The sequence below is a fragment of the Brevundimonas pondensis genome (assembly GCF_017487345.1).
GTDB lineage: Bacteria > Pseudomonadota > Alphaproteobacteria > Caulobacterales > Caulobacteraceae > Brevundimonas > Brevundimonas pondensis.
Genome location: NZ_CP062006.1, coordinates 3425166 through 3450301, shown reverse-complemented (window position 1 = coordinate 3450301; position 25136 = coordinate 3425166). Strand labels below are relative to the sequence as shown.

General features: G+C 67.7%; 28 protein-coding genes. 18 read left to right on the top strand and 10 right to left on the bottom strand.

What is annotated here, in order from left to right; all coding sequences use genetic code 11:
* Positions 1–750, bottom strand: coding sequence for a hypothetical protein (locus IFE19_RS16995; protein ID WP_207824387.1), 750 nt, complete (start codon positions 748–750; stop codon positions 1–3).
* A 161-nt stretch (positions 751–911) separates the two neighbouring features.
* On the opposite strand from IFE19_RS16995, the gene IFE19_RS16990 reads away from it, so the two are divergent.
* Together IFE19_RS16990 and IFE19_RS16985 are read left to right on the top strand one after the other, a co-directional pair.
* Positions 912–1373 (top strand): ion channel, encoded by a 462-nt coding sequence (locus tag IFE19_RS16990; RefSeq protein ID WP_225910323.1) that lies wholly within the window; start codon positions 912–914, stop codon positions 1371–1373.
* A 57-nt stretch (positions 1374–1430) separates the two neighbouring features.
* Positions 1431–1826, top strand: a complete 396-nt coding sequence (locus IFE19_RS16985; protein ID WP_207824385.1) for a hypothetical protein — start codon at positions 1431–1433, stop codon at positions 1824–1826.
* Between the two features lie 58 nt (positions 1827–1884).
* On the opposite strand, the gene IFE19_RS16980 is transcribed toward IFE19_RS16985, so the two are convergent.
* Positions 1885–2349, bottom strand: a complete 465-nt coding sequence (locus tag IFE19_RS16980; protein ID WP_207824383.1) for a hypothetical protein — start codon at positions 2347–2349, stop codon at positions 1885–1887.
* A gap of 111 nt (positions 2350–2460) precedes the next feature.
* Positions 2461–2907, bottom strand: coding sequence for a DUF2141 domain-containing protein (locus IFE19_RS16975; protein ID WP_207824381.1), 447 nt, complete (start codon positions 2905–2907; stop codon positions 2461–2463).
* Between the two features lie 263 nt (positions 2908–3170).
* Here IFE19_RS16975 and groES point away from each other — a divergent pair, with 263 nt between their 5' ends.
* Together groES and groL are read left to right on the top strand one after the other, a co-directional pair.
* A complete protein-coding gene (gene groES / locus IFE19_RS16970) occupies positions 3171–3458 on the top strand; it encodes a co-chaperone GroES (RefSeq protein WP_003167913.1) in 288 nt (95 codons plus the stop codon).
* Positions 3459–3514: 56 nt separating this feature from the next.
* Positions 3515–5158 (top strand): chaperonin GroEL, encoded by a 1644-nt coding sequence (gene groL / locus IFE19_RS16965; RefSeq protein ID WP_207824379.1) that lies wholly within the window; start codon positions 3515–3517, stop codon positions 5156–5158.
* Positions 5159–5398: 240 nt separating this feature from the next.
* On the opposite strand, the gene IFE19_RS16960 is transcribed toward groL, so the two are convergent.
* Complete coding sequence (locus IFE19_RS16960) at positions 5399–6343, bottom strand: LysR substrate-binding domain-containing protein (RefSeq protein ID WP_207824378.1); 945 nt, start codon at positions 6341–6343, stop codon at positions 5399–5401.
* An 89-nt stretch (positions 6344–6432) separates the two neighbouring features.
* Here IFE19_RS16960 and IFE19_RS16955 point away from each other — a divergent pair, with 89 nt between their 5' ends.
* The gene (locus IFE19_RS16955) at positions 6433–6579 is read left to right on the top strand and encodes a hypothetical protein (RefSeq protein ID WP_207824377.1); all 147 of its coding nucleotides are present in this window, start codon (positions 6433–6435) and stop codon (positions 6577–6579) included.
* Positions 6580–6691: 112 nt separating this feature from the next.
* Positions 6692–8335, top strand: coding sequence for a leucyl aminopeptidase (locus tag IFE19_RS16950; protein ID WP_207824376.1), 1644 nt, complete (start codon positions 6692–6694; stop codon positions 8333–8335).
* 12 nt (positions 8336–8347) lie between these two features.
* Here the strand turns inward: IFE19_RS16950 and greA are convergent, their stop codons facing one another.
* A complete protein-coding gene (gene greA, locus IFE19_RS16945; protein ID WP_207824369.1) occupies positions 8348–8824 on the bottom strand; it encodes a transcription elongation factor GreA in 477 nt (158 codons plus the stop codon).
* A gap of 49 nt (positions 8825–8873) precedes the next feature.
* Here greA and IFE19_RS16940 point away from each other — a divergent pair, with 49 nt between their 5' ends.
* The 3 genes from IFE19_RS16940 to IFE19_RS16930 all read left to right on the top strand — a co-directional run bounded on the left by IFE19_RS16940 (position 8874) and on the right by IFE19_RS16930 (position 13005).
* A complete protein-coding gene (locus IFE19_RS16940; protein WP_207824367.1) occupies positions 8874–10097 on the top strand; it encodes a TIGR03862 family flavoprotein in 1224 nt (407 codons plus the stop codon).
* Positions 10098–10175: 78 nt separating this feature from the next.
* Positions 10176–11828, top strand: a complete 1653-nt coding sequence (locus IFE19_RS16935) for a M28 family peptidase (protein ID WP_207824366.1) — start codon at positions 10176–10178, stop codon at positions 11826–11828.
* 31 nt (positions 11829–11859) lie between these two features.
* Positions 11860–13005: a serine hydrolase domain-containing protein gene (locus tag IFE19_RS16930; RefSeq protein ID WP_207824365.1), complete on the top strand. Its 1146-nt coding sequence runs from the start codon at positions 11860–11862 to the stop codon at positions 13003–13005.
* Between the two features lie 7 nt (positions 13006–13012).
* Here IFE19_RS16930 and IFE19_RS16925 read toward each other — a convergent pair whose 3' ends face one another.
* From IFE19_RS16925 to IFE19_RS16915, 3 genes are all read right to left on the bottom strand, one after another.
* Positions 13013–13582 carry a YybH family protein gene (locus tag IFE19_RS16925; RefSeq protein WP_207824364.1) on the bottom strand — a complete coding sequence of 190 codons (570 nt, stop codon included), beginning with the start codon at positions 13580–13582 and terminating at the stop codon, positions 13013–13015.
* Between the two features lie 31 nt (positions 13583–13613).
* Entirely contained in the window at positions 13614–14618 is a 1005-nt protein-coding gene (rarD, locus tag IFE19_RS16920) for an EamA family transporter RarD (protein ID WP_225910322.1), read from the bottom strand.
* Positions 14619–14727: 109 nt separating this feature from the next.
* Entirely contained in the window at positions 14728–15774 is a 1047-nt protein-coding gene (locus IFE19_RS16915) for an aspartate-semialdehyde dehydrogenase (protein WP_207824363.1), read from the bottom strand.
* 159 nt (positions 15775–15933) lie between these two features.
* Here IFE19_RS16915 and zapE point away from each other — a divergent pair, with 159 nt between their 5' ends.
* Positions 15934–17067, top strand: a complete 1134-nt coding sequence (gene zapE / locus IFE19_RS16910) for a cell division protein ZapE (RefSeq protein ID WP_207824358.1) — start codon at positions 15934–15936, stop codon at positions 17065–17067.
* Positions 17068–17190: 123 nt separating this feature from the next.
* On the opposite strand, the gene mdh is transcribed toward zapE, so the two are convergent.
* Positions 17191–18153, bottom strand: coding sequence for a malate dehydrogenase (gene mdh / locus IFE19_RS16905; RefSeq protein ID WP_114817180.1), 963 nt, complete (start codon positions 18151–18153; stop codon positions 17191–17193).
* A 141-nt stretch (positions 18154–18294) separates the two neighbouring features.
* Here mdh and IFE19_RS16900 point away from each other — a divergent pair, with 141 nt between their 5' ends.
* From IFE19_RS16900 to IFE19_RS16865, 8 genes are all read left to right on the top strand, one after another.
* Positions 18295–19041, top strand: coding sequence for an EcsC family protein (locus IFE19_RS16900; protein WP_207824356.1), 747 nt, complete (start codon positions 18295–18297; stop codon positions 19039–19041).
* Positions 19038–19454, top strand: a complete 417-nt coding sequence (locus IFE19_RS16895) for an HIT domain-containing protein (RefSeq protein ID WP_207824355.1) — start codon at positions 19038–19040, stop codon at positions 19452–19454. Before IFE19_RS16900 ends, IFE19_RS16895 begins: the two co-directional genes overlap by 4 nt.
* 125 nt (positions 19455–19579) lie before the next feature.
* Positions 19580–20032 (top strand): succinate dehydrogenase, cytochrome b556 subunit, encoded by a 453-nt coding sequence (gene sdhC, locus IFE19_RS16890; protein ID WP_225910321.1) that lies wholly within the window; start codon positions 19580–19582, stop codon positions 20030–20032.
* The gene (locus tag IFE19_RS16885; RefSeq protein WP_207824353.1) at positions 20029–20427 is read left to right on the top strand and encodes a succinate dehydrogenase, hydrophobic membrane anchor protein; all 399 of its coding nucleotides are present in this window, start codon (positions 20029–20031) and stop codon (positions 20425–20427) included. The genes sdhC and IFE19_RS16885 overlap by 4 nt, the downstream gene beginning before the upstream one ends.
* 7 nt (positions 20428–20434) lie before the next feature.
* Positions 20435–22219, top strand: a complete 1785-nt coding sequence (sdhA, locus tag IFE19_RS16880; protein ID WP_207824352.1) for a succinate dehydrogenase flavoprotein subunit — start codon at positions 20435–20437, stop codon at positions 22217–22219.
* 14 nt (positions 22220–22233) lie between these two features.
* Complete coding sequence (locus IFE19_RS16875; RefSeq protein ID WP_207824351.1) at positions 22234–23031, top strand: succinate dehydrogenase iron-sulfur subunit; 798 nt, start codon at positions 22234–22236, stop codon at positions 23029–23031.
* 113 nt (positions 23032–23144) lie between these two features.
* Positions 23145–23465: a 2Fe-2S iron-sulfur cluster-binding protein gene (locus tag IFE19_RS16870; RefSeq protein ID WP_207824350.1), complete on the top strand. Its 321-nt coding sequence runs from the start codon at positions 23145–23147 to the stop codon at positions 23463–23465.
* A gap of 1 nt (position 23466) precedes the next feature.
* A complete protein-coding gene (locus IFE19_RS16865) occupies positions 23467–24273 on the top strand; it encodes a kinase (RefSeq protein WP_207824349.1) in 807 nt (268 codons plus the stop codon).
* Here IFE19_RS16865 and IFE19_RS16860 read toward each other — a convergent pair.
* The gene (locus tag IFE19_RS16860) at positions 24245–25099 is read right to left on the bottom strand and encodes an HAD family hydrolase (protein WP_207824348.1); all 855 of its coding nucleotides are present in this window, start codon (positions 25097–25099) and stop codon (positions 24245–24247) included. The two genes, IFE19_RS16865 and IFE19_RS16860, sit on opposite strands and share 29 nt — an antisense overlap.
* Between the last annotated feature and the right edge of the window lie 37 nt (positions 25100–25136).

Genomic DNA, 25136 nt, shown 5'->3' with positions numbered 1-25136 from the left:
TCAATAGGGGTCGATGCCGCGCACCCGCCCGTCGTCGCTGACCACACAGACCGAGCGATAGGGACCCGTCCCCATCACCATCCGCCAGTCGCCGCCTTCCTCGCGCACGCTGATCGGCGCCGAACTGCCGCGCGGCCGGTTCTGGAAGTCGTCGGCGCGGGCCGAACAGGCCTGCTGCGCCGCCCAGGGCGCGCGGCGCACGTGGTCGGTATTGGAGGCGCGGCGGTTGCTGCGTTCGGACTCCCCCGCCAGATAGCCGTCGTGATAGGCCTCGCTGTCGTTGCGGTCATAGGTCGCGCCATAGAGGGCGTCCTGATAGCCGCGCGAATAGTCGTCATCATGCCGCTCGTCGCGGTCGTCATGGTTGCGGTTGTGGTGGGCCAAGGCCGCCGCCAGACCGATCACCGCCGCCCCGGCCAGAACAGCAGCCGCCGCATTGCTTCCGTTGTCGTGCGAACCGCCGCCGTCGCAGAGATTCCTATCCATCCGGTCGATGGCGGCGTAGCGGCCGTCCGTAGTGGTGATCTGGACGCAATCGCCGCCGCGCCGCCAATAGCTCCACTTGCTGTTTCCGCCCTCCTGAGTGCGGACAAAGACATAGCCGCGGTTCTGCACCTCGCCCTCGGCCTGTCCGGCGCGAGCGCCGACCAGGTCACGCAGATCGGACGGCGTCTGGGCGGCTGCGGGAACCGAGGCCCCCAGCAGGGCGACGCCGGCCATTGCGGCGACGGGTATCTTGAACGGAGACATGAGTCTTCTCTGCGGATCGAGGGGAGATGAAATCGACGCAAGCACAGACAGACGATCAGCATGGCTCAACAGACGCCGTTCTTCAATCGCGCACCGGGCGCGGTTGACGGTCGCAGGCGCCGCCCCCAGCATCGCCCGACACCTTTGCAGCGGGACGCCCCATGGACATGATTGTGGAACTGCTGGTCGCGACCCTCATGGTCCTGATCACGGTCGGGGTCCACGCCATGGGCCTGTTGACGCTGGGTCGCATCGTCGCCGCCAGCGACGCCAGAGCGGGAGGGGCGATCCGGCTCAACCCCCTGTCCCGTCGCGGCGCCTGGCTGACCATCAGCCTGGTGCTGGGCCTCTTCTTCCTTCATGGCGTCGAGATCTGGCTCTACGCCCTGCTGTTCCACCTGCTGGGCGCGGTCCCCGATCTGCGCGAAGCCGTCTATTTCTCGACCATCAGCTATGGCTCCATCGGCTATGGCGACGCCTCGATCACGCCGGACTGGAAACTGTTGGGCGCCATCGAGGGGGTCAACGGCGCCATCCTTCTGGGCTGGTCGATCGCCTTCTTCGTCACCGTCATGGGCCGACTTCTGCCCCCGGCGCAACGCTCGCACGACAGTTTCGACTAGGGGACGGAACCTCTACAGCAGCGTTCCCGTTTCACGGCCTCAATCAGGAACCTCCCCATGTTCAAGCCCCTTCTCCTCGCGGCCCTGATGGCCGTGGCCCTGCCGGCGACCGCTCAGGACCACAGCCGCACCGAAAGGGTCCAGTTCGCGCGCGGCGCCTCCTCGGCCACCCTGCACGGCAATATCCACGGCTATGACACCGTCGACTATGTGCTGGCCGCACGCGGCGGCCAGACGCTGAACGTGCGGCTGCAACCCACCAACGCCTCGGCCTATTTCAACGTCACCAAACAGGGCGCGGACGAGGCCCTGTTCGTCGGCTCGACCTCGGGCGATCGGTTCAGCGGTCGCCTGCCGTCCAGCGGCGACTACGTCGTGCGGGTCTATCTGATGCGCAACGCCGCCCGTCGCGACGAGCACGCCAACTACAGCCTGACCATCGGCGTTCGTTGATCGCCCATGAAAAAGGCCCGGCGTCACCGCCGGGCCTTCAATCATCGAGCGCCGGAACCTACCAGCGGCGATCGTAGCGGTAGTCGCGATCGCGACGGTTCTGATGGCTGCGCCACTCGCCGTGGTTCCGCCAATAGCGGCCGTCGCGGTAGTAGCCCCGATCATTGTCGCGACCCTGGTAACGGCCATTGTAATAGCCGTCGCGGCTATTGATGCCGTGTTCGCGTTCCCAGTGGCCCTGGTTCCGGTAGCAGCGGCCGCCACGGTAATAATCGCAGTTGTCGCGGTCGTTGTCCGAGGCCACGGCGCCCAGGGCCGCGCCGGCCAGGGCGCCGCCGGCGATATAGCGTCCGTCGCCCTGACCGATCAGGGCGCCGGCCACGCCGCCGACAACAGCCCCGAGCACAGCGTCCCGGCCGGTGTTGTCGCGGTCACGATCACGATAGTTCTGGGCGGCGGCAGGGGTGACAGCCAGCATGGTCAGAGCAACAGCGCCGACGCCGATCTTGGAAATGGTCTTCATGGCGGGGCTCCTTTCGAAAGCCGGTTGATCCGTTGTCCCCTTTTTAGGGAGCCCCCGCTGAACGACCCCAAGGGGTCCCGTTCATATTCAAGTCATCTGGCGCTGTCCCGCTCAACGTCCGGCCGGGTACTGCATGGCCACGCTCACCTGAGCGTCGCCGCTCGCCGGCACGGTGAACTTGACCTGATCAAAGGTCGGGGCGGCCCTCAGGGTCTCGCCGCGGAACATGGCCCAGCCCTCGGCGGGCATGCCGTTGGCCAGGGCCATCTGCTGGTCGCCGTTCATGTCATGCAGGACCGAGACGGAATAGTCGCCGGGCGGCACGTCCTTCAGAGTCACGACCCGGGTCCCGGCCGTGGGCGCCTTGATGATTTCGCCGTGATCGCCCGCCTGCTTCAGGAACTGGGCCGAGGTCTGCAGGCCGACCAGAAGATCGCCGCCGCGCGCCTGGACGCCGGTCACGGTGATCACAACATCTCCGGCCAGGGCTGAACCGGCCCCCATCAGCACGAAGGACGACAGGGTCGCGGCCAGGGCCGCCTTTTGAACCTTTTGCATGTCTCTCTCCTCCCTTCGCGCCCGGAGCCGATGCGGCCCTCGGACTTCACGAAGACAATGAACTTTGTAATTTAAAGTTCTTGGAGTCAACAGGCCAAAATCCGTCCCTGATTCTCCCTCCTCGCCTTGACGCCCCGAAGCGGCCCTCCTACTTGCCCGATGCGTTAGCACTCTCGCCGGCCGGCTGCCAAAGCGGCGGCCACGAGAGGGCCGCCCACCATTTCAGAACGCCCCGCTTCGGGGGTTTAAGAGGGAGAAGTCCGATGGCGTTTCGTCCGCTCGGCGATCGCGTGCTGGTCAAGCGCGTGGAAGAGGAATCCAAGACCAAGGGCGGGATCATCATCCCTGACACGGCCAAGGAAAAGCCCCAGGAAGGCGAAGTCGTCGCCGTGGGCCCCGGCGTCCGTGACGAAGACGGCAAGCACGTCGCTCTGGAACTGAAGGCCGGCGACCGCATCCTGTTCGGCAAGTGGTCGGGCACGGAAGTGAAGATCGACGGCGAAGACCTGATCATCATGAAGGAATCCGACGTCCTGGGCGTGCTGTCGTAAGACACGCTCCGGTTTCCGGTTTCTCTCGTAAAAACATCTAGATAGGAGCTGCCCGCATGGCCGCTAAAATCGTAAAGTTCAACACCGACGCCCGCGACAAGATGCTGAAGGGCGTCAACGTCCTGGCTGACGCCGTCAAGGTGACCCTGGGTCCGAAGGGCCGCAACGTCGTGATCCAGAAGTCCTTCGGCGCCCCGCGCTCGACCAAGGACGGCGTCTCGGTCGCCAAGGAAATCGAGCTGGAAGACGCCTTCGAGAACATGGGCGCCCAGATGATCCGCGAAGTCGCCTCCAAGGCGAACGACAACGCGGGCGACGGCACCACCACCGCCACCGTCCTGGCTCAGGCCATCGTGCAAGAGGGCCTGAAGGCCGTCGCCGCCGGCATGAACCCGATGGACCTGAAGCGCGGCATCGACCAGGCCGTCGCCGTGGCCCTGGACGAGGTCAAGTCGATCTCCAAGCCCGTCGCCAACAACTCCGAAATCGCCCAGGTCGGCACCATCTCGGCCAACGGCGATGAAGAAATCGGCGCGCTGATCGCCCAGGCCATGGCCAAGGTCGGCAACGAAGGCGTCATCACGGTCGAAGAAGCCAAGACCGCCGAAACCACCGTCGACATCGTCGAAGGCATGCAGTTCGACCGCGGCTACCTGTCGCCCTACTTCATCACCAACGCCGACAAGATGGAGGTCGCCCTCGAAGAGCCCCTCATCCTGCTCCACGAGAAGAAGCTGACCTCGCTGCAGCCCATGCTGCCGGTGCTGGAAGCCGTGGTTCAGTCGGGCCGTCCCCTGCTGATCATCGCCGAGGACATCGAAGGCGAAGCCCTGGCCACCCTGGTGGTCAACAAGCTGCGCGGCGGCCTGCGCGTCGCCGCCGTCAAGGCTCCGGGCTTCGGCGACCGCCGCAAGGCCATGCTGGAAGACATCGCCATCCTGACGGGCGGCCAGGTCATCTCGGAAGACCTGGGCATCAAGCTTGAGACCGTCACGCTCGACATGCTCGGCAAGGCCAAGAAGGTCCAGATCACCAAGGACGACACCACCATCGTCGAAGGCGCCGGCGAGAAGGACGGCATCGAAGCCCGCGTCTCGCAGATCAAGCGTCAGATCGAGGACACCACTTCGGACTACGACAAGGAAAAACTGCAAGAGCGTCTGGCCAAGCTGGCCGGCGGCGTCGCCGTCCTGCGCGTCGGCGGTTCGACCGAAGTCGAAGTGAAGGAAAAGAAGGACCGCGTCGACGACGCCCTCAACGCGACCCGCGCCGCTGCCGATGAAGGCATCGTCCCGGGCGGCGGCGTGGCCCTGCTGCAAGCCTCCAAGAAGCTGGTCGATCTGAAGGGCTCCAACGCCGATCAGAACGCCGGCATCGCCATCGTCCGTCGCGCCCTGCAGGCTCCGATCCGTCAGATCTCGGAAAACTCGGGCGTCGAAGGCTCGATCGTGGTCGGCAAGGTCATGGATTCGACCGACGCCACGTTCGGCTTCAACGCCCAGACCGAAGAGTACGGCGACCTCGTCCAGATGGGCGTGATCGACCCGGCCAAGGTCGTCCGTTCGGCTCTGAAGTCGGCCGCCTCGGTCGCCGGCATCATGATCACGACGGAAGCCGCTATCGCTGACGCTCCCAAGAAGGGCGGCGCCGGCGCCCCCGACATGGGCGGCATGGGCGGCATGGGCGGGATGGACTTCTAAGTCCAAACTACCTCACGCTAAGACGACAGAAGGGCGGGATCGCAAGGTCCCGCCCTTTTTCTATGCCAGACAGCGCCCCTCTCCCTCCCCTTCATGCGGAGGGGTGGTCGAAGCGAAGCGGAGACCGGGTGGGGAGGACCAGGCAATACGGAACGCGGCGCCTGCCCAGCCGATTCGCCCCCACCCGGCTTCGGCCTAACGGCCTCAGCCACCCTCCCCATAGAGGGGAGGAAGAAAAGGTTACGTCCCCGTCTCCCCCACTTGCCGGCCCGCCAGCCTTGCGCCTTCGACCACCGCCGGATCGGACCGCGCCGTGTCCAGCAGCCAGTCGCGGAAGCGGGCGATCTTGGGGGTCAGACGGCGGGCGGGCGGGTAGCAGATCCAGTAGCCCTCGGCCAAGGCGACGGTCTGATCAAAGGGCCGGACCAGCAGGCCGCGTTCGATCTCGCGCGCATAGAGGATGGGCGAGCCCAGGGCCACGCCCTGATCGCCCAGGGCCGCCGCCACCTCCATGGCCTGATTGTCGGCGGTCAGGCGCGGCGGCGGGGCCGTATCGGCGGGCGCGACCGCGGCGGCGGCGAACCAGGCGGCCCATTCATTCGGCTCGCCGACAAGATGGGCGCGCTTCAGATCGGCAGGGGTCTGCAGGTCCAGCCGGTCGCGCATGGCGGGGGTGCACAGGGGGGTGAAGACAGCGGGCATCAGGAAGCGGCTCTCCAGCCCCGGCCACTGGCCCGAACCGAAACGCAGGGCCACGTCCAGCCCGTCGGCGCCCAGCATGGACAGGGTCGGGCTGGTGTCCACCCGCACCGCCAGGTCGGGGTTAGCCAGCTGGAAGGCCCCCAGCCGCGTCGCCAGCCACTGGGTCGCCAGGGTCTGAAGCGTGGTGATGGCCAGCACCCCCTGATCGGCCTCGACCACATCCGCCACCGCGCGCCGCAACAGGGTCATGGCCTCAATCGCCGCCGTGGCCAGCCGCTCGCCCTCGGGCGTCAGCGACACCTGCCGCGTTCCGCGCACGAACAGGGCGCGGTCCAGCCGCTGTTCCAGATCGCGAATGCGCCAGCTGACCGCCGCCTGGCTCATGCCCAGGGCCTCGGCGGCGCGGGTGAAGCTGAGCAGGCGCGCGGCGGTCTCGAACACCCGCAAGGCGTCGACGGGAATGCGGGACAGGATGTCAGTCATAAGCAAGCCTTATGCATGAACCCTATCGTCTCGTTTGTGAACGCCCGGCGTCAACAGCATATTCAGGCCTCACGAAAGGAGGACGATCGATGGAAGACATTCACCGCACCCATAAGGAACCCGCGTGGGGCTGGATCGGCGCCCTGCTGGACGCCCGCAAGCCGGCCGCGCCCGCCGCGAGCAAGCCCGTCACCGCGCCCGCGCCGCCCCTGCGCCCTCGCCGCGCCGCCTGCTGACGCGCCGCGACACGGCGTCGCGGTCGGTCGCTCCGTCGCCGGAACGGTTTGCGCCGCGCCGGCGACCTTGGCCATAAAGGCCCCTTCATCGACATCGAGGGGGCTCCGACCGATGCGCCGCACCAAGACCATTCCGACCTTCGCCGCCGCAGCTGCTCTGGTCGCCGTCAGCCTGAGCGTCGCCCTGCCCGCAGACGCGCAATCGCGTCGCGCCACGGCTGTGGAAGCACCGGCGTCCCTGACGCCCCGCGCAACCCCCGCCGCGCAGCGCGCCGTCACCTTCGCCGCCGCGCCCGGCCAGCCCTCGGGCGCCCTGATCCTGCCGCTCGGCGCCGAGGCTGACCTAGCCGCGCGCGGCGCGTCCCTGAGCCCCGCCGTGCGCGAGGCCGTCGCCGCGGCTCTGAGCGCCGCCCGCTTCGACTACAAGGCCCGGCAAACCCTGAGCCTGCACGGTGTCGGCGGCTGGGACCGCATCCTGATCCTCGGTCTGCCGACGGACGCCAAGGCCGCCGAGGTTCAGACCGCCGGCATCGTCGCCGGCCGCGTCCTGATCGCCCAGCCTGCTGAGATGACCGTCCTGACCGCTGGCCTGTCCGCCGACAGTGTCGCCGAACTGGCGACCGGCCTCGGCCTCGGCCAATATCGCTCCGACCTGCACCGCACCACCGGCCGCGACGTCGCCGCGCCGGGCGGGATCACCCTCGTCGCCGACGACGCGTCTGGCGCCCAGGCCGCCTGGCGCCGTGGCTCGGCTCTGGTCGAGGCCATGGCCTGGACCCGCGACATCTCCAATGAGCCCGCCAACGTCATCTACCCCGAGAGCTTCGTCGAACGCGCCCGCACCGCCTTCGCCGGCATCCCCGGCGTCGAGATCGAAGTTCTGGACGTGCCCGCCATGCAGCGCCTCGGCATGGGTTCGCTGCTCGGCGTCGGACAGGGTTCGCCGCGTCCCCCGCGCCTGCTGGTCGTGCGCTACAAGGGACAGGGCGCGCCTGACGCCGGTCCGGTCGCCCTGCTGGGCAAGGGCATCACCTTCGATTCCGGCGGCATCTCGATCAAGCCGGGCGCCAATATGGGCAATATGAAGATGGACATGTCCGGCGCCGCCAGCGTCGTCGGGGCCGTCCTGGCTCTGGCCAAGGCGGGCGCCCCGGTCGATGTGGCCGCTGTCGCCGCGCTTGCCGAAAACATGCCCGACGGAAACGCCATCCGTCCCGGCGACGTCCTGACCGCCATGAACGGCCGCACCATCGAGATCATCTCGACCGACGCCGAGGGTCGTCTGGTCCTGGCCGACGCCGTGGTCTGGGCCGACACCCGACTGGACCCCGCCGCCATCGTCGACGTGGCCACCCTGACCGGCTCGGTCGGCGGGGCTCTCGGCAACGACTACGCGGGCCTGTTCAGCCGCCACGACGCCCTGGCAGACCAGTTGAAGACGGCGGGCGACGCCACCGGCGAGCGCCTGTGGCGCCTGCCGCTGCATCCCTCCTATGTCGGCGCGACCGGCTCGACCATCGCCGACATCAAGAACTCGGGCGAGGGCGGCGCGGGCGCGGGCACGGGCGCCCACTTCATCGGCTATTTCGCCCGTCCGGAGACGCCCTGGGCGCATCTGGACATCGCCAACATGGCCTTCGGCGGCGCCAATGACGTCAAGCCGGCCGGCTCGGCGGGCTTCAGCGTGCGCCTGCTGGAACGCTTCGTGCGCGACTTCCAGCCGGTCGCGAAAGAGAAGGGGACGGGCGGTTTCTAGCCCGCCACGCCCTCAGTCGACAGCGACGATCTCGACCGACTGGCCCGCGACCGTCGCCTCATCCCCCTCGCGCTTGCCCATCAGGGCGCGGGCCAGGGGTGAGACGTGGCTGACCGAGCCCTTGGCCGGGTCCGCCTCGTCCTCGCCGACGATGCGCCAGGTCTGGGTCCGTCCGTCCTCACGCTCGATGGTCACGGAGCCGCCGAAACGCACCCGGCCGTCCAGCGTGGTCTCCAGCAACTGGGCCGAGGCCCGTCGCGCGGACCAGTAGCGCAGGTCCCGCGTGGCCCGAGCCATCGCCGTGCGGTCGGCCTCGATCGAACCTTCGGTCTGCGCCTTGGTGTAGGCCGCCCGCGCCGCCGCCAGCTCGGCCTCGATCATCGCCAGCCCCTCGGGCGTGACGTGGTTGGGGTGGGGCGAGATCGGGCGGTCCACCAGGTCGGCGGCCGTGGCTTCCAGATCTTCTTCTCGGGTGAAGGCGACGCTCATAGGGACAGAGCGTATGCCGTTCGCAGACGTTCCGGTCTAGGAAGGTCTGATGACCGATGCGCCTTCCTCCATATCCCCGACTGTCGCCGTGATCGGCGCCGGCCCCGCCGGACTTATGGCCGCCGAACGCCTGGCCCAGGCGGGTCTGCGCGTCACCGTGCATGAGCGGATGCCCTCGGTCGCGCGCAAATTCCTGATGGCTGGGCGCGGCGGGTTGAACCTGACCCATTCGGAGCCGCTGGAGCCCTTCCTCGACCGCTATGGCCCGGCGCGCGACCGCATCAGCGGCTGGCTCGACGCCTTCTCGCCCGCCGACCTGACCGCCTGGGTCGAGGGATTGGGACAGGAAACCTTTGTCGGCTCCTCGGGCCGGGTCTTCCCCAAGGCGATGAAGGCCTCGCCCCTGCTGCGGGCCTGGCTGGCGCGGCTGGAGGGGCTGGGCGTCGAGATCCGCACCCGTTCGCGCTGGACCGGCTGGACCGACGGCGCGCTGAGTTTCGACACCCCCGAGGGCGAGACGCTGGAACGGCCCGAGGCCGTGGTGCTGGCGCTCGGCGGGTCGAGCTGGGCCAAGCTGGGCTCCGACGCCGCCTGGGTTCCGGGACTGGAAGAAGCCGGCGTCGCCGTGGCGCCGTTCCGCCCGTCCAACGTCGGCTTTGACGTCGCCTGGTCGCCCCTGCTGCGCGAGCGCTTCGCCGGTCGGCCGGTCAAGGGCGTGGCCCTGACCCATGCCGGGCGCACCGTGCGGGGCGAGGCCATGATCGCCGCCTATGGCATCGAAGGCGGAGCGATCTACGCCCTGTCGGCGGACCTGCGCGACGCCATTGAGCGCGAGGGCAAGGCTGAACTAACGCTGGACTTGCGCCCCGACATCAGCCGCCCGGCCCTGACGCAGAAGCTGCTGAAGCCGCGCGGCAAGGACAGTCTGTCCAACTGGCTGAGAAAGACCGCGCATCTGGACCCGATCGCGATCGCCCTGTTGCACGAAGGCGGTCCGCTTCCGACCGAACCTGGCCCGCTGGCGGCGCGCATCAAGGGCGTGAGCCTGGCCCTCACGGGAGTTCAGGGCCTGAGCCGGGCCATCTCCTCGGCCGGGGGCGTCGTGCTGAACGCCGTGGATGAGCACCTGATGCTCAAGGCGCGTCCCGGCGTCTTTGTGGCGGGCGAGATCCTGGACTGGGAGGCGCCGACCGGAGGTTATCTGCTGCAGGCCTCGTTCGCCTCGGGGGTCGTGGCCGCCAAGGGCGCAGCGAACTGGCTGCAAGCGCGCTGATCGACCAAGGCCGGGGGTCGACAGGCAGGACGCGAGGGGGCAGCGTGTCCGCCTTCTCAAGTCGTTCGAGTGCGCTTCATGTCGCTGTCCCGTTCCGCCGCCTTCGGCCTGATCGCCATCCTGATGACCTCGACCTCGGCCCTGGCTCAGACCGCGCCGCTCGGTCGTGTCGATCCCCTGCGGCTCAGCGAGGCGACCCGCGTTCTGGCTTCGGACGAATTCGAGGGCCGCGCCCCGGTCACGCGCGGCGAGGACCGCACCATCGAATGGCTGACGCAGCAGTTTCAGGCGCTCGGACTGGAGCCCGGCGGTCCCGACGGGTCCTGGGTGCAGGTGGCCCAGGTCAGCCGCACCAGCCAGGACGGCCCGGCGGCTATCAGCGTGACCGCAAACGGCCAGACCACGGCCCTGCAGCGCGCCACGGACGTCATCGTCTCCTCCGACCGGCCGGTCGACCATATCTCGCTCAAGGACGCGCCCCTGGTCTTCGTCGGCTATGGCGTGGACGCGCCCGAGCGCGGCTGGGATGACTACAAGGGAGTCGATCTGACCGGCAAGATCATGCTGGTCCTGGTCAACGACCCCGACTTCGGCGCGCCTCAGGGCCATCCGGTCGCGGGTCAGTTCGGCGGTCAGGCCATGACCTTCTACGGTCGCTGGACCTACAAGTTCCAGGTCGCGGCGGCCCACGGGGCGGCGGGCGTCCTGGTCATCCACGACACGGCGGGGGCCGGCTATCCGTGGTCGACGCTGCAAAACTCCTCGACCGCGCCCAAGTTCGACATCGTCCGCGTCGATCCCGACAAGGAGCGCGTGGCCGCACAAGGCTGGATCCAGGGCGCGATCGCCGAGAAGCTGTTCCAGGACGCCGGCCTCGACTTCGCGGCGCTGAAGGCACAGGCGCGCACGCCGGAATTCCGCCCTGTGGCGCTGGACGGCGTCACCATGTCCATCGACTTCGGCCAGAAGGCGGACCGGGTGCAGACCAGCAACATCCTGGCCCGCCTGCCGGGCGCGACCCATCCCGACGAGACGGTCATGTTCGGGGCCCACTGGGACGCCTATGGCCGCGCCACGCCCAAGAACGGCGACGACATCTATAACGGCGCCGTGGACAATGCGACCGGCGTGGCGGCCGTGCTGGAGCTGGCCCGCCTGTTCGCCGAGGGGCCGCGCCCGGAACGCTCGACCGTCTTCGTCAGCTGGGCCGCCGAGGAGACGGGGCTGCTGGGGGCCGAATACTACGCCGCCAATCCCGTCTGGCCGCTGGAGACCACGGTCGCCAACATCAATATGGACAGCCTGCTGCCGGGGACCGAGATCGACCCGAACATCGTCGTCATCGGCGCGGGCAAGAACGATCTGGACGATCGGCTGGCTGTCTTCGCCGGGCGCGAAGGCCGCCGCCTGATCCCCGATCCTGCGCCCCAGGCTGGCGCCTTCTATCGCTCGGACCACTTCCCGCTGGCGAGGAAGGGCGTGCCCGCCCTGTTCGCCGCCGCCGGTTTCACCGGCCATAACGCCGCCAGCCGCGACTATGTGGCCAACCGCTATCATCAGCCTACGGACGAATGGACTCCGGAATGGAAGACGGACGCCGCCGCCGCCGATGTTCAACTGCTCTATGAAGTCGGATCCGCCCTGGCCAATTCGCGCGACTGGCCCGCGTGGAAGCCGGGCGACGAATTCGAGGCGGCGCGGAACGCCTCGGCGGCGGCGCGCAAACCGTGACCTGAAGCGCCTGACGCGCTAGACCGCCGCCATGACCCAAGCGCCCGAGATCCACGGCCTCTGCCCCGCCCGTTTCAATGCGGTGAAGGACGCCTTCGCCGCCAACTTCACCGATGCGCCCGAAGGGCTGAACGAGCTGGCGGCGCGGTTCAGCGTGACCATCGACGGCGAGGTCGCGGTCGATCTATGGGCTGGGTCGGCGGATCTGGCGGGGAACCAGCCCTTTACCGAGGAGACGCTGGTTCCGGTCTTCTCGACCGGTAAGGCGGTCATGGCCCTGATGATCGCGCGCTGCGTGGACAAGGGTCTGCTGTCCTATGAGGACCGGGTCGCCGACCACTGGCCGGCCTTTGGCGCGGCGGGCAAGGACCAGCTGACCGTCGGCCAGCTGATGAGCCACCAGTCGGGCCTGCCGGGCTTTTCCGACGGGGTCGAGCCGGCCATCTGGTTCGACCGTCAGGCGGTGCTGGACCGGCTGGCGGCCCAGACGCCGCTGTGGGAACCCGGCACGGCGTCAGGATACCACCCCATCACCATCGGCTATCTGGCAGGCGAACTGTTCCGCATCGTCGACGGGCGCAGCATGGGAACGGCCCTGCGCGAAGACTTCGCCCAGCCCTTTGACCTCGACCTGTGGATCGGTCTGCCCGAGAGCGAGCATGGACGCGTGGCCCAGCTCAGGAAGCCCGCCGCCGCGCCCGATCTCGGCCCGATCGATGCGATCAAGAAGGCCGCCTTCCTCGACCGCGGCTCGGCGCCCGGCGGGCGCGGCTCGACCGAGTGGCGCATGGCCGAGATCCCCTCGGCCAACCTGCATGGCACGGCGAAGGACCTGGCGCGGATGATGTCGATCGTCGCCACGGGCGGCGCCCTGGACGATCTGCCCGTCCTGTCGGAACGGACCCTGGCCGAGGCCGCGCGCGAGCGCATCCACGGCCAGGACAAGGTCTTGCCCTATGTCATGAGCTGGGCGGCGGGCTTCACCCGCAACGCTGGCTTGAACATCTTTGGACCCAATCCCGAGGCCGTCGGCCACTGCGGCTGGGGTGGGTCCATGGCCTTCGCCGATCCGGCGACGGGAATCTCGGCCGCCTATGTCATGACGCGTCAGTCGCCGCACCTGATCGGCGATCCGCGCGCCCTGCGCCTGATCAAGCCCCTCTACGCGGCTCTCTAGACGTCGCTCAGGCGTTCGGGCCCCAGGCCAGCTGGTCATGAACAATGCGCCAGCCGTCTTCGGTGCGGCGCAGGACGCGGGTGAACAGGCCGCGATCGGTCTTGCCTTCACGACGCATGACCACCCGGCCCGAAACCACCGTGGTGTTGACGTCGAACTGCAGGGTCTCAAACCACTCATAGGTCATCTGGCCCAGGCCGCCGGGCTGGGCGGCGCGAGCTTGCAGCGCGGCGCGCACGCTGTCCGGCCCCTTCAGCGGCGTGTCGCCCAGGAAGACCAGCAAAGGTTCGTCAGAGACATAGGTGGCCATGACCGCCTCGACGTCGCCCGAAGACCAGGCCTCGGCGGCGGCGTCCAGGGCATTGCTGATGGCGTCAAAAGTCTCGGCCGTGGTCGGTACGGACACAGGGGGCGTGACTGCAATCGACGCGGCCGGCGCCTCGGAGCGGGCCGTGCGGATCACTTCGTCAGCGCCCGAAACGGCGACGACCTGGGCGCCGGCTTGAGCGCACGCGGTCGAACCGGACGTCAGAGCGATGGACAGGGCGAGAGCGGCGAGGCAGCGAGCGCGGGTCATCATTCCTTGTAGGACGGAACGGCGTCAAAGCTCAACGCGAAGGGCGCGCTTCCTCGTCCAGCGCCGCCATGCGGTCCTCGGCGGGATCGTCCAGAAGACCAGGTTCAGGCGCGACGATGGTCTCGGCCGTGCGGCTGGCCCGGCGCACCTTGAGCACCGCCCCGATGGCGAAGACGGCGGCCCCCAGCCAGATGAAGGCGAAGGAAGCGATGCGCAGGGCCCCCAGAGCCTCGCCCTGCATGGCCCCGATGAAGAAGACGATGGTCGGGGCCAGGAATTGCAGGAACCCCATGCTGGACAGGGGCATGCGCCGCGCGGCCCAGGCGAACAGAGCCAGCGGAATGACGGTCGCCGGACCGGCGAACAGCAGCCAGAAGGTGGCCGCGGGCGAGGCGGTGAAATGCCCCTGCCCCGTCGCCTGAATATAGATTACCCAGGCCAAACCGGGCGCGGCCAGCAGCAGGCACTCCATGAAGAGGCCGGTCTGGGCCTCGACCGAGACGCGCTTCCTGATGATGCCGTAGGCCGCGAAGCTGAAGGCCAGCAGCAGCGACACCCAAGGGGCGTGGCCCAGCGCCAGGGTCTGCAGCACCACGCCGATCGCGGCCAGGCCGATGGCGGCGGCGCCGAAGCGGTCGATCCGCTCCCGGAACAGCCAGGCTCCGGCGGCCATGTTGAGCAGAGGATTGAGATAGTAGCCGAGCGAGGCGTCCAACGTCCGCCCGTTGTTCACCGCCACGACATAGGTGGTCCAGTTGGTGGCGATCAGCACCGCCGACAGGGCCAGCCAGCCCAGGACCTTGGGCTGACGGAAGACGGCGACCACCTGGCTCCACTGACGCGCGATCAGCACCAGCAGCAGAGCCCACAGCACGCCCCAGACGGCGCGGTGGCCCATGATCTCCCAGGCGTCGGCGCCCTGATGCGCCATCTGCTGGAAGACCAGGGGGATGAAACCCCAGAGCAGGTAGCAGCCCACCCCCGCCATCAGGGCGGCGCGGGCTTCGGACGAGTTCGGGGAGGGGGACGCGGTCACAGGGCGGACCTTTCGGCCTCCGCCGCGCCAAGGCACGACGGAGGTTTCAGAAGGAACACAAAGGCCCTCAAGCAGCCCCGCACCGCGTGCGGGGCGTTAGGGCCCCTACTTAAACAGTCAGGCTGCGGTAGCCGCTGGACGGAGTGATGACGCCGGTTTCGTCCAGCAGCTGGGCGATCTGGACGGCGTTCAGGGCCGCACCCTTGCGCAGGTTGTCGGACACGACCCAGAACGACAGGCCGTTCTCGACGGTCGGATCCTTGCGGATGCGCGACACATAGACGGCATGCTCACCGGCGGCGTCGACGGGCGTGATGTAGCCGTCGTGCTCCAGCTTATCGATGACCAGGACGCCCGGGGCCTCGCGCAGGATTTCGCGGGCCTCGTCCGGCTCGATCGGGCGATCGAACTCGACCGTCACGGACTCCGAGTGACCGACGAAGACCGGCACGCGCACGCAGGTCACGGTCAGCTTGATCGAGGGGTCGATCATCTTGTGGGTCTCGTCCCACATCTTGGCTTCCTCGTCGGTGTAGCCGTCGTCGCGGAAGGAGCCGATGTAGGGGATGACGTTGAAGGCGATCTGCTTGGGGAACTTCTTGGGCGTGGCGTCGCCCAGGCCGTAGATGGCCTTGGTCTGGTTCCACAGCTCGTCCATGCCTTCCTTGCCCGCGCCCGACACGGATTGGTAGGTCGAGACCACCACGCGCTTGGCCTTGGCCGCGTCATGCAGGGGCTTCAGCGCCACGACCAGCTGGGCGGTCGAGCAGTTGGGGTTGGCGACGATGTTCTTCTTGCGCGCCAGCTTGACCGCGTCGGGGTTCACCTCCGGCACGATCAGCGGCACGTCCGGGTCCATGCGGAAGGCCGAGGAGTTGTCGATGACGATGGGACCGGCCTTGCCGATCTTTTCCGACCATTCCTTGGACACCGAGCCGCCGGCGCTCATCAGAACGACGTCGACGGTCGAGAAGTCGAACTGCTCCAGGTCCTCGCACTTCAGCGTCTTGTCGCCGAAGGCGACCTCGACGCCCTTGGATTTTCGTGAGGCGATCGCGTGCATCTTGTCGACGGGGAAGTTCAGTTCCTCGATGATGTTTATCATTTCGCGACCGACATTGCCGGTGGCGCCAACGACGGCGACGCGATAGCCCATGATCAGAATATCCTTAGAAGGGGCGCTGGGGAGAAAAGCGGTTCTGCATTTGGGTCTTTCGCAGGCGCGAAGCAACCGGTTTTCACCAAATTCCTGCGTCAGAAGGCATGAAACCGCTCCACCTTCCCTGATCCGCCCCTTGGGGCTATGCCGCTGACCATGACTTCTCGCATCCGCAACGCCTACGACATCCGCGTCGAAGAGGGCGTCATCGCCCCCGACCCGCAGCAGCTGGAGCTGCTGGCCGCGCTGGAACGGCTGGAGGCGGACCTGTCGAAGAAGGGCCTGTTCGGCCGTCCGCCCGAGGTGAAAGGCATCTACATCTGGGGGCCGCCGGGACGCGGCAAGTCCATGCTGATGGACCTCTTCTACTCGGCCACGCCCGAGCAGAAGAAGGTGCGCGCCCACTTCCACGCCTTCATGGCCCGCATCCACGACCTGGTGAAGCAGTGGCGCGACGGCGACAGTCGCGCCCGCAAGGCAGTCTTCGGCACAGCCAAGGGCGACGACCCCATTCCTCCGATCGCGGCCCTGATCGCGTCCGAAGCCCGGCTGCTGTGCTTTGACGAACTGCAGGTCACCGACATCGCCGACGCCATGATCCTGGGCCGGCTGTTCGAGGCCCTGTTCGAAAAGCGGGTGGTTCTGGCTGTCACCTCGAACCGTGCGCCGGAGGACCTCTACAAGAACGGCATCAACCGGCAGCTCTTCCTGCCCTTCATCGACATCCTGCGCCAGCGCTGCGAGGTGGTGGAGACGGCGGGGGCGCGCGACTTCCGTCTGGATCGCATGGCCGGGGCCAAAGTCTGGTTCTCGCCGCTGGATGATGCGGCGCGCGACGGCTTCGAGACCCTGTGGTCGGACCTGAAAGGCGGCGAGCCCGAGGAGCCGGTGGCCCTGCCGGTGCTCGGCCGTCAGGTCCGGGTCCAGCGCACGGTCGGCGCCATGGCGCGCGCCACCTTCAACGAGTTGTGCGGCGCGCCACTCGGACCGCAGGACTATCTGGCGATCGCCCGGCGCTTCCACACCCTCTTCCTGTCCGACGTGCCGACCCTGAGCCCGGCCAACCACCACGAGGCGCGCCGCCTGGTGACGCTGATCGACGCCCTCTATGAGGCCAGGACGCGGCTCGTGGTCCTGGCCGAGGCCGAGCCGGAAAGCCTCTACGCCGAGGGCGTCGGCGCCTTCGAGTTCGAGCGCACGGTGTCGCGCCTGAACGAGATGCGCAGCGCCTCGTGGCTGGAACAGAGGGGCGATGACGACGAGGCGGAGGAAGCGGCGGTTCACGCCTGACACGCCACTCTTCGCCAATGAAAAAGGGCCGCTCCCGAAGGTGCGGCCCTTTCCAATTCCAGACGCTTAAGCGCTCAAGCAGCGAGGCTCCGCGAGCCGAGCGATAGCGCCTCTTCCCTGGCCTTAAGCCAGCGAGGGTTCAATGTCCTTGCAGGCCTGGATCAGGCCGTTCACCGACTCGACCGACTTGGCGAACATGGCCTTCTCGTCGTCGTTGGTGGTGAACTCGACGATCTTCTCGACGCCGGCGGCGCCGATCAGGGCCGGGACGCCGACGTAGAGGTCGGACAGGCCGTACTCGCCCGACAGCCAGACGGCGCAGGGCAGGACGCGCTTCTGGTCCAGCAGGTAGGACTTGGCCATGGCGATGGCGGATTCAGCCGGGGCGTAGAAGGCCGAGCCGGTCTTCAACAGGGCCACGATCTCGCCGCCGCCCTTGCGGGTGCGCTCGACGATGGCGTCCAGGTCGGCTTGCGACAGGAAGCCAGCGGCGACGGCGTCCGGCAGCGGCAGGCCGCCCACGGTCGAGTGGCGCACCATAGGCACCATGTCGTCGCCGTGACCGCCCAGGGTCCAGGCGTGGATGTCCTGCACCGAGACGCCGGTCTTTTCAGCCAGGAAGTACGCAAATCGTGCGGAGTCGAGCACGCCGGCCATGCCGACGACCTTCTCCTTGGGCAGGCCCGAGAACTTCTGCAGGGCCCAGACCATGGCGTCGAGCGGGTTGGTGATGCAGATGACGAAGGCGTTGGGGGCGTGCTGCTTGATGCCCTCGCCGACGGCCTTCATGACCTTCAGGTTGATGCCGATCAGGTCGTCGCGGCTCATGCCCGGCTTACGCGGCACGCCGGCGGTGACGATGCAGACGTCGGCGCCCGCGATGTCGGCGTAGTCGTTGGCGCCCTTCAGGGCCACATCCTGACCGAAGACGGCCGAGGCCTCGGCGATGTCGAGGGCTTTGCCTTGCGGCGTGCCTTCGGCGATGTCGAACAGGATGACGTCGCCCAGCGCTTCGCGCGCAGCCACGTGGGCCAGGGTTCCGCCGATCATTCCGGCGCCGATGAGGGCGATCTTCGCGCGAGCCATACAGGTCTCTCCAGTCGATGTTGCGTGTGCGAAACGGTACTCGATGGCGGGCGGTCTAGACCCGCAAGGGAGCGGGAGCAAGCGCCGGGCGTTGCGCCTTTGGTCGGCCCCTGCGAGGGTCGCCGCATCCAGAGGGGCATGATGACCGCCACGGAAGACGACCGACAATATGAAGCCCGCGCCCTGGGGGAAGCTGAAGCCTGGCGTGAACGTCAACTGCGCGGCCCCGGCCTGTGGGACATGACCACCCGCGCGACCCAGGACCGCATCAACCGTCTGATCCCCGAGCGGGTGCATCAGATCGTCACCTCCGGCGTCGAACTGACGACGCGGGGCATCATGGCCGGGGCCGAATGGACCACGGCCAAGCCGCTGCTGCACGGCGACCTGAGGGCGCGCGAAGACCTGATCCGCACCCGCATCGACCTCTATCGCACCACGGCCAGCGCCGAGGGCGGAGTGGCGGGCGCCGGCGGCTTCCTGCTGGCGGCGGCGGACTTCCCGGCGCTGCTGGCCATCAAGGTCAAGCTGCTGGCCGAGATCGGCGCCCTTTACGGCCACTCAGGCAAGAGCCTTCCCGAGCGGCTCTATCTGCTGCGCATCTTCCAGATGGCCTTTTCCAGCGCCCGGCATCGACCCGAGGCCCTGTCCGCGCTGGAGGCGGCGGGACGCGGCCTGCACCAGCCCGACCGCATCCAGGACTTCGACTGGCGCAAGTTCCAGCTGGAGTATCGCGACTACATCGACCTGGCCAAGCTGGCTCAACTGATCCCTGTCATCGGCGCTCCGGTGGGGGCCGTGGTCAACTGGCGGCTGACGACGCGGCTGGCGACGACGGCGATGAACGCCTATCGCCTGCGCTGGTTCGAGGACGAGCATCTGACATGACTGAATTCAAAGCTGACGCCGCCTTCGAAGCCGGGTCCGTCTTCGCCGTCGACTGGCCCCTGTGCCAGATCCGGCTGCAGGACGACGCCCGCTTTCCCTGGCTGATCCTGTTGCCCCGCGTGGACGGAGCGGTCGAGTTGGACGATCTGACGCCGCCGCAGCGCGCGGCCCTGATGGAAGAGGTGGTGCGGGCCGGAGCGGTGGTGCGCGCCCTGGGTCTGGCGGCAGGCCGCCCCATCGACAAGCTGAACACGGCGGCCCTGGGCAATGTCACCCGCCAGCTTCACATCCATGTTGTGGGGCGCCGCCGCGACGACGGTCTGTGGCCCGACCCGATCTGGGGCCGTCCGGGAGCGAGGCGTCTTTTCGAAGCCGATCGCGAGCTCTTGTTGCGAGCGATTCGCGGAGCCTGATCAGGAAATTGCGATCAGCGCCGCTTATCCGGCCCGGTTCGTTGACACCCGGCCTTTGCGGTCACTAAAGCCTATCGCACTGCAACCGGACCTGTTTTTCCACAGGTTTTTTGAGAACCATTCGCATGTCGAACCTTCCCCAGGGTGCGGGCGACCCCACTGGCCGCTACGTCCGTCATCCCAACGGCCACGTCGCGCCGATGTCGCCCTTCACCGACGTCTGGCGGTGGCACGTGACCATGACGGCCTCCATCCTGTTCCGCGTCACCATCGGCGCGGCCACGGTCGGCGCCGTCCTGCTGCTGGCCTGGGTCGCGGCGGTCGCGGCTGGTCCCGAAGCCTACGCCAAGATCGCGGCCTGCTCGGCCTCGCCCTTCGGCCTCTTCATCTGGTTCGGTCTGTCGCTGGTGGTCTTCTCCTTCCTGCTGAACGGCGCCCGCCACCTGATCAATGACGCCGGCAAGGGTCTCGACATCAAGTCCGCCAATCTGATGGCCAACATCGCCGTCTGGGGCCCCCTGGTCCTGACCGTGCTGTTCTGGGTCGTCCTGTTCGCCGCCGGAAAGGTTTCGCTGTGAGCGCCGCCCCCAAGTTCAAGAACCATGTGAAGATCTCCGAGCGCCACGGCGCCGGTGAATGGAAGATCGAGAAGCTGGCCCTCCTGGCCCTGATGCCCCTGGGTCTGTGGGTCCTGTCGTCGGGCTTCACCCTGGCGGGCGCCGGCTATGAGGCCGTGCTCGCCTGGTTCGGCAACGCCCTGAACGCGGGCTTGCTGGGCCTGACGGCCATCGTCTTCTTCCTGTTCGCCAGCCTGGCCTGGAAGGTGATCATCGAGGACTACGCCCCGACGCCCTCGGCCCGGACGACCCTGATCAACCTGTCGAACCTCGTCTTCCTCGTGCTGGCCGCCGCCAGCATCTTCTTCATCGTGCGTGTGGCGATGGGCTCCGCCCCGCTGCCCGCCGGAGTCTGATCCCGTCATGGCTGCTTACGAGCTTATCGATCACGAATACGACGTCGTCGTCGTCGGCGCGGGCGGTTCCGGCCTGCGCGCGGCGCTCGGCGCCGCTCAGCAGGGCCTGAAGGTCGCCTGCGTCACCAAGGTCTTCCCCACGCGCTCGCACACCGTGGCCGCCCAGGGCGGTATCTCGGCCTCGCTGGGCAACATGGGCGAGGACAGCTGGCAGTGGCACATGTACGACACCGTCAAGGGGTCGGACTGGCTGGGCGACCAGGACGCCATCGAATACCTGGTCCGTAACGCGCCCAAGGCCGTCTACGAGCTGGAACACTGGGGCGTGCCTTTCTCGCGTACCGAGGAAGGCAAGATCTACCAGCGCGCCTTCGGCGGCATGACCCGCAACTTCGGCGAAGGCCCGGTGCAGCGCACCTGCGCCGCCGCCGACCGCACCGGTCACGCCATCCTGCACACCCTGTACGGCCAGTCGGTCCGCCGCGAAGTGAAGTTCTTCGTCGAATACTTCGCCCTGGACCTGATCATGCAGGACGGCGCCTGCACCGGCGTGACGGCCCTGCAGCTCGACACCGGCCAGATGCACCAGTTCCGCGCCAAGATGGTGGTGCTGGCGACCGGCGGTTACGGCCGCGCCTACTTCTCGGCCACCTCGGCCCACACCTGCACCGGCGACGGCAACGCCATGGTGCTGCGCGCCGGCCTGCCGCTGCAGGACATGGAGTTCGTGCAGTTCCACCCGACCGGCATCTATGGCGCCGGCTGCCTCATCACCGAAGGCGCCCGCGGTGAAGGCGGCTATCTGACCAACTCGGAAGGTGAGCGCTTCATGGAGCGCTATGCGCCGACCGTGAAGGACCTGGCTCCGCGCGACATGGTCAGCCGCTCCATGACCATCGAAATCCGCGAAGGCCGCGGCGTGGGCCCGAACAAGGACCACATCTTCCTGCACCTGGACCACCTGGATCCCAAGATCCTGCACGCGCGCCTGCCGGGCATTTCGGAATCGGCCAAGATCTTCGCCGGCGTCGACGTGACCAAGGAGCCGATCCCGGTCCTGCCGACCGTCCACTACAACATGGGCGGCATCCCGACCAACTATCACGGCGAGGTGCTGACGCTGCGCGACGGTAACCCCGACAGCGTGGTTCCGGGCCTGATGGCCGTGGGTGAGGCCGCCTGCGTCTCGGTGCACGGCGCCAACCGCCTGGGCTCCAACTCGCTGACCGACCTGGTGGTGTTCGGCCGCGCCGTCGGCCTGCGCTGCGGCGAGGTCGTGGACAAGAACTCGGCCGTGCCCTCGGCCTCCAAGGCCCAGACCGACGCCCACCTGGCGCGCCTGGACCGCTTCCGCAACGCCTCGGGCTCGACCCCGACCGCCAAGCTGCGCCTCGAAATGCAGCGCGCCATGCAGTCGGACGCCGCCGTCTTCCGCACCGGCAAGACCCTGGACGAAGGCGTGCAGAAGTTGCGCTCGATCGACGCCGCCGGCGCTGACATCAAGACGACCGATCGCGGCCTGATCTGGAATACGGATCTGATGGAGACGCTGGAGTACGACAACCTGATCGCCCAGGCCCTCGTCACCATCGAAGGCGCGGCCAACCGCACGGAATCGCGCGGCGCCCACGCTCGCGAGGACTATCCGGACCGCGACGACGTCAACTGGATGAAGCACACCCTGGCCTGGAAACGTCCGGGCGAAGGCGTCCAGATCGATTACCGTCCGGTGCACAAGTACACGATGACCGACGAAGTCGCCTACATCGAGCCCAAGGCTCGGGTCTACTAAGGGAGAGCAGACAGATGGTTCAACTCACCCTCCCGCGCGGCTCCAAGCCCACGACCGGCAAGGTCCACAAGGCCCCGGCCGGCGCCAAGAACGTCAAGACCTACAAGGTCTATCGCTATGACCCGGAAACGGATTCCGATCCGCGCTGGGACAGCTACGAGGTCTCGACCGACGATCACGGCCCCATGCTTCTGGACGCCCTGATCCACATCAAGAACGAGATCGACCCGACCCTGTCGTTCCGTCGCTCGTGCCGTGAAGGCATCTGCGGCTCGTGCTCGATGAACATCGACGGCCGCAACACCCTGGCCTGCACCAAGGGCTGGGACGAGTGCTCCTCGCACAACATCACCATCTCCCCCCTGCCCCACCAGCCGGTGGTCAAGGACCTGGTGACGGACCTGAGCCTGTTCTACGCCCAGTACGACTCGATCCAGCCCTACCTCCAATCGGATACGCCCGACCCGGAGAAGGAGCGCCTGCAGTCGCCCGCCGACCGCGAGAAGCTGGACGGCCTGTACGAGTGCATCCTGTGCGCCTGCTGCTCGACTTCCTGCCCCAGCTATTGGTGGAACCAGGAAGAATACCTCGGCCCGGCGGCCCTGCTGCAGTCGTTCCGCTGGATCTCGGACAGCCGCGACGACGCCACCCAGAAGCGCCTCGACGACCTCGAAGACCCCTTCAAGCTGTATCGCTGCCACACGATCATGAACTGCGCCCAGGTCTGCCCCAAGGGGCTGAACCCGGCCAAGGCGATCGCCGAGACCAAGAAGCTGATGGTCGCGCCGAGCCGCAAGCGCGCGGCGGCCTAAGCCTTCAGGCCTTTCGATCCGAACAGCCCCCGGCGCCGTCAGGCTCCGGGGGTTTTTCATGGCCGTCCCACGCTGGGGCTTGCCTCCCGCGCGGCCTGGGCTAAGACGCCTGCATGGCCAAGATCACCTACATCGAGCACGACGGGACCGAGCACACGGTCGAGGTCAAGAACGGCCTTTCCGTCATGGAAGGCGCGATCCGCAACAATGTGCCGGGCATCGACGCCGATTGCGGCGGCGCCTGCGCCTGCGCCACCTGCCACGTCTATGTGGACGAGAATTTCGCCGCCGAGACCGGCCGCCCCTCGGCCATGGAGGAGTCGATGCTCGACTTCGCCGAGAACGTCGAGTCGAACAGCCGCCTGTCCTGCCAGATCCGCGTCAGCGACGACCTGGACGGCCTGATCGTGCGCCTGCCGCAAAGCCAGCACTAAGATGATCGACGCCCGACTGCTGGACGCGGTCGGGGCCTTGATCGCCGCCCATGCTAGGCCGGACCATATCCCGCTGATCGGGATTGCGGGGGCGCAGGGGTCGGGCAAGACCACGCTGGCCCGGTTGGCCGCCGAGCGTCTAGGCGCGGCGCATCTGTCGCTGGACGACGTCTATCTGACGAAAGCCGAGCGCGAGGCCAAGGGCAGGGCGGTCCATCCCCTGTTCGCCGTGCGCGGCCCGCCCGGCACGCATGACCTGGGGCTGCTGGAGGCCACCGTCGCCGCCCTGCGCGCCGCTGGGACCGCTGACCGCACGGCCCTTCCAACCTTCGACAAGCTGGCCGATGATCGCTGCCCCAAAGCGGAATGGCCGATGTTTGCGGGCCGCCCGACGGCGGTTCTGGTTGATGGTTGGTGCTTGGGCGCGACGGCGCAGGCTGATGTCGCGCTGGCGGCGCCTATCAACGCCCTGGAGCGCGAGCGGGACGGGCAGGGGGCGTGGCGACGCGCGATCAACGCTGAACTGGCCGGTCCCTATGCCGAGACCTTCGCTCGCTTTGACGCCGTCCTGTTCCTGAAGGCGCCGTCGTTCGACGCCGTTCTGGACTGGCGCTGCGAGCAGGAGGCGGGACTGCTGGGCCTCCCCCCCACCGACCTGCCGCCCGCGCGCCGGGCCGAACTGGCCGTCTTCATTCAGGCCTTCGAGCGCATCACCCGCCATATGCTGGCGGGCGGGGTACGGACGGATGTGACGTTTGATCTCGCCCGCGACCGGACGATCAGTCCGCTGGCATCCGGCCGTAGTTGACGGCGATGCGGCCGATCAGGCCCTTGACGATGAGGTCAACCGGCGTGCCTTCGCGATAGTCGCCCTCGGCGACGAAGTTGACCCGGTCTTCCGAGATCAGGCGGTGGATCTTGTTATGGTCACGCGGGGTGTTGTCGGGGTCGTAGACGGCGATGGAGAAGCCGCCCTTGGTGTGCATCATCTTCATGGTCGGCACGTCGGTGTCGCCGTCGCCGAGGAAGATCATCCGGTCGAAGGGGATGGGGCGTTCCTCGTCGGGGATGAAGCGGTTGATGCGCTCGTCGTCCCAGTGGTTGTGCACGCCCTTGTTGATGCGGAACAGGTACTGGGTCTTGGTGGTGTAGTTGACGCCGACCGCCGGCCAGACCGCCACTTCGTTATCGTCATAGGCGTATTTCGAGGCGAAGACGTGGGTGAAGGCCCCGGCGATGGGGCAGCCCTGGATCATCTCCTCGAGGCCCGCCGATATGATGTAGTGCTCGATCTCCAGGCCGTACTGGGCGCCGAACTCGTTCATGCGGTCGAACCAGCTGCGGTCCCGCAGACCCTCGAACAGGGCCACGTCGCGACCGTGATCCTGCAGCGTCTGGCGCGTGACGGGCGAGCCCTGCTCGCGCGCCGTCTGCAGCATCATCTGCATGTACATCAGGATGCCGTCGCCGTCGGAGGCGATGGTCCGTGGACGGACAGTCTCGTTCCAGAACTGGGCCGGCGTCATCCCGATCGAGGGGATGAAGCTGACCTCCTGCATGTTACCCCGCGCCAGGGTGCCATCGAAATCATAGATGATGGCGGTCTTGAGCAGGGGGCGGGTCGTGTCGGCCATGGGGACGTCCTGAGGGGCTTGGACAGGCCCTCTAGCA

Excerpts from the sequence above, each read along its gene's own strand:
- IFE19_RS16995 (WP_207824387.1), bottom strand. The coding sequence starts at position 750 with ATGTCTCCGTTCAAGATACCCGTCGCCGCAATGGCCGGCGTCGCCCTG.
- IFE19_RS16990 (WP_225910323.1), top strand. The coding sequence starts at position 912 with ATGGACATGATTGTGGAACTGCTGGTCGCGACCCTCATGGTCCTGATC.
- IFE19_RS16985 (WP_207824385.1), top strand. The coding sequence starts at position 1,431 with ATGTTCAAGCCCCTTCTCCTCGCGGCCCTGATGGCCGTGGCCCTGCCG.
- IFE19_RS16980 (WP_207824383.1), bottom strand. The coding sequence starts at position 2,349 with ATGAAGACCATTTCCAAGATCGGCGTCGGCGCTGTTGCTCTGACCATG.
- IFE19_RS16975 (WP_207824381.1), bottom strand. The coding sequence starts at position 2,907 with ATGCAAAAGGTTCAAAAGGCGGCCCTGGCCGCGACCCTGTCGTCCTTC.
- groES (WP_003167913.1), top strand. The coding sequence starts at position 3,171 with ATGGCGTTTCGTCCGCTCGGCGATCGCGTGCTGGTCAAGCGCGTGGAA.
- groL (WP_207824379.1), top strand. The coding sequence starts at position 3,515 with ATGGCCGCTAAAATCGTAAAGTTCAACACCGACGCCCGCGACAAGATG.
- IFE19_RS16960 (WP_207824378.1), bottom strand. The coding sequence starts at position 6,343 with ATGACTGACATCCTGTCCCGCATTCCCGTCGACGCCTTGCGGGTGTTC.
- IFE19_RS16955 (WP_207824377.1), top strand. The coding sequence starts at position 6,433 with ATGGAAGACATTCACCGCACCCATAAGGAACCCGCGTGGGGCTGGATC.
- IFE19_RS16950 (WP_207824376.1), top strand. The coding sequence starts at position 6,692 with ATGCGCCGCACCAAGACCATTCCGACCTTCGCCGCCGCAGCTGCTCTG.
- greA (WP_207824369.1), bottom strand. The coding sequence starts at position 8,824 with ATGAGCGTCGCCTTCACCCGAGAAGAAGATCTGGAAGCCACGGCCGCC.
- IFE19_RS16940 (WP_207824367.1), top strand. The coding sequence starts at position 8,874 with ATGACCGATGCGCCTTCCTCCATATCCCCGACTGTCGCCGTGATCGGC.
- IFE19_RS16935 (WP_207824366.1), top strand. The coding sequence starts at position 10,176 with ATGTCGCTGTCCCGTTCCGCCGCCTTCGGCCTGATCGCCATCCTGATG.
- IFE19_RS16930 (WP_207824365.1), top strand. The coding sequence starts at position 11,860 with ATGACCCAAGCGCCCGAGATCCACGGCCTCTGCCCCGCCCGTTTCAAT.
- IFE19_RS16925 (WP_207824364.1), bottom strand. The coding sequence starts at position 13,582 with ATGACCCGCGCTCGCTGCCTCGCCGCTCTCGCCCTGTCCATCGCTCTG.
- IFE19_RS16915 (WP_207824363.1), bottom strand. The coding sequence starts at position 15,774 with ATGGGCTATCGCGTCGCCGTCGTTGGCGCCACCGGCAATGTCGGTCGC.
- zapE (WP_207824358.1), top strand. The coding sequence starts at position 15,934 with ATGACTTCTCGCATCCGCAACGCCTACGACATCCGCGTCGAAGAGGGC.
- mdh (WP_114817180.1), bottom strand. The coding sequence starts at position 18,153 with ATGGCTCGCGCGAAGATCGCCCTCATCGGCGCCGGAATGATCGGCGGA.
- IFE19_RS16900 (WP_207824356.1), top strand. The coding sequence starts at position 18,295 with ATGACCGCCACGGAAGACGACCGACAATATGAAGCCCGCGCCCTGGGG.
- IFE19_RS16895 (WP_207824355.1), top strand. The coding sequence starts at position 19,038 with ATGACTGAATTCAAAGCTGACGCCGCCTTCGAAGCCGGGTCCGTCTTC.
- sdhC (WP_225910321.1), top strand. The coding sequence starts at position 19,580 with ATGTCGAACCTTCCCCAGGGTGCGGGCGACCCCACTGGCCGCTACGTC.
- sdhA (WP_207824352.1), top strand. The coding sequence starts at position 20,435 with ATGGCTGCTTACGAGCTTATCGATCACGAATACGACGTCGTCGTCGTC.
- IFE19_RS16875 (WP_207824351.1), top strand. The coding sequence starts at position 22,234 with ATGGTTCAACTCACCCTCCCGCGCGGCTCCAAGCCCACGACCGGCAAG.
- IFE19_RS16870 (WP_207824350.1), top strand. The coding sequence starts at position 23,145 with ATGGCCAAGATCACCTACATCGAGCACGACGGGACCGAGCACACGGTC.
- IFE19_RS16865 (WP_207824349.1), top strand. The coding sequence starts at position 23,467 with ATGATCGACGCCCGACTGCTGGACGCGGTCGGGGCCTTGATCGCCGCC.
- IFE19_RS16860 (WP_207824348.1), bottom strand. The coding sequence starts at position 25,099 with ATGGCCGACACGACCCGCCCCCTGCTCAAGACCGCCATCATCTATGAT.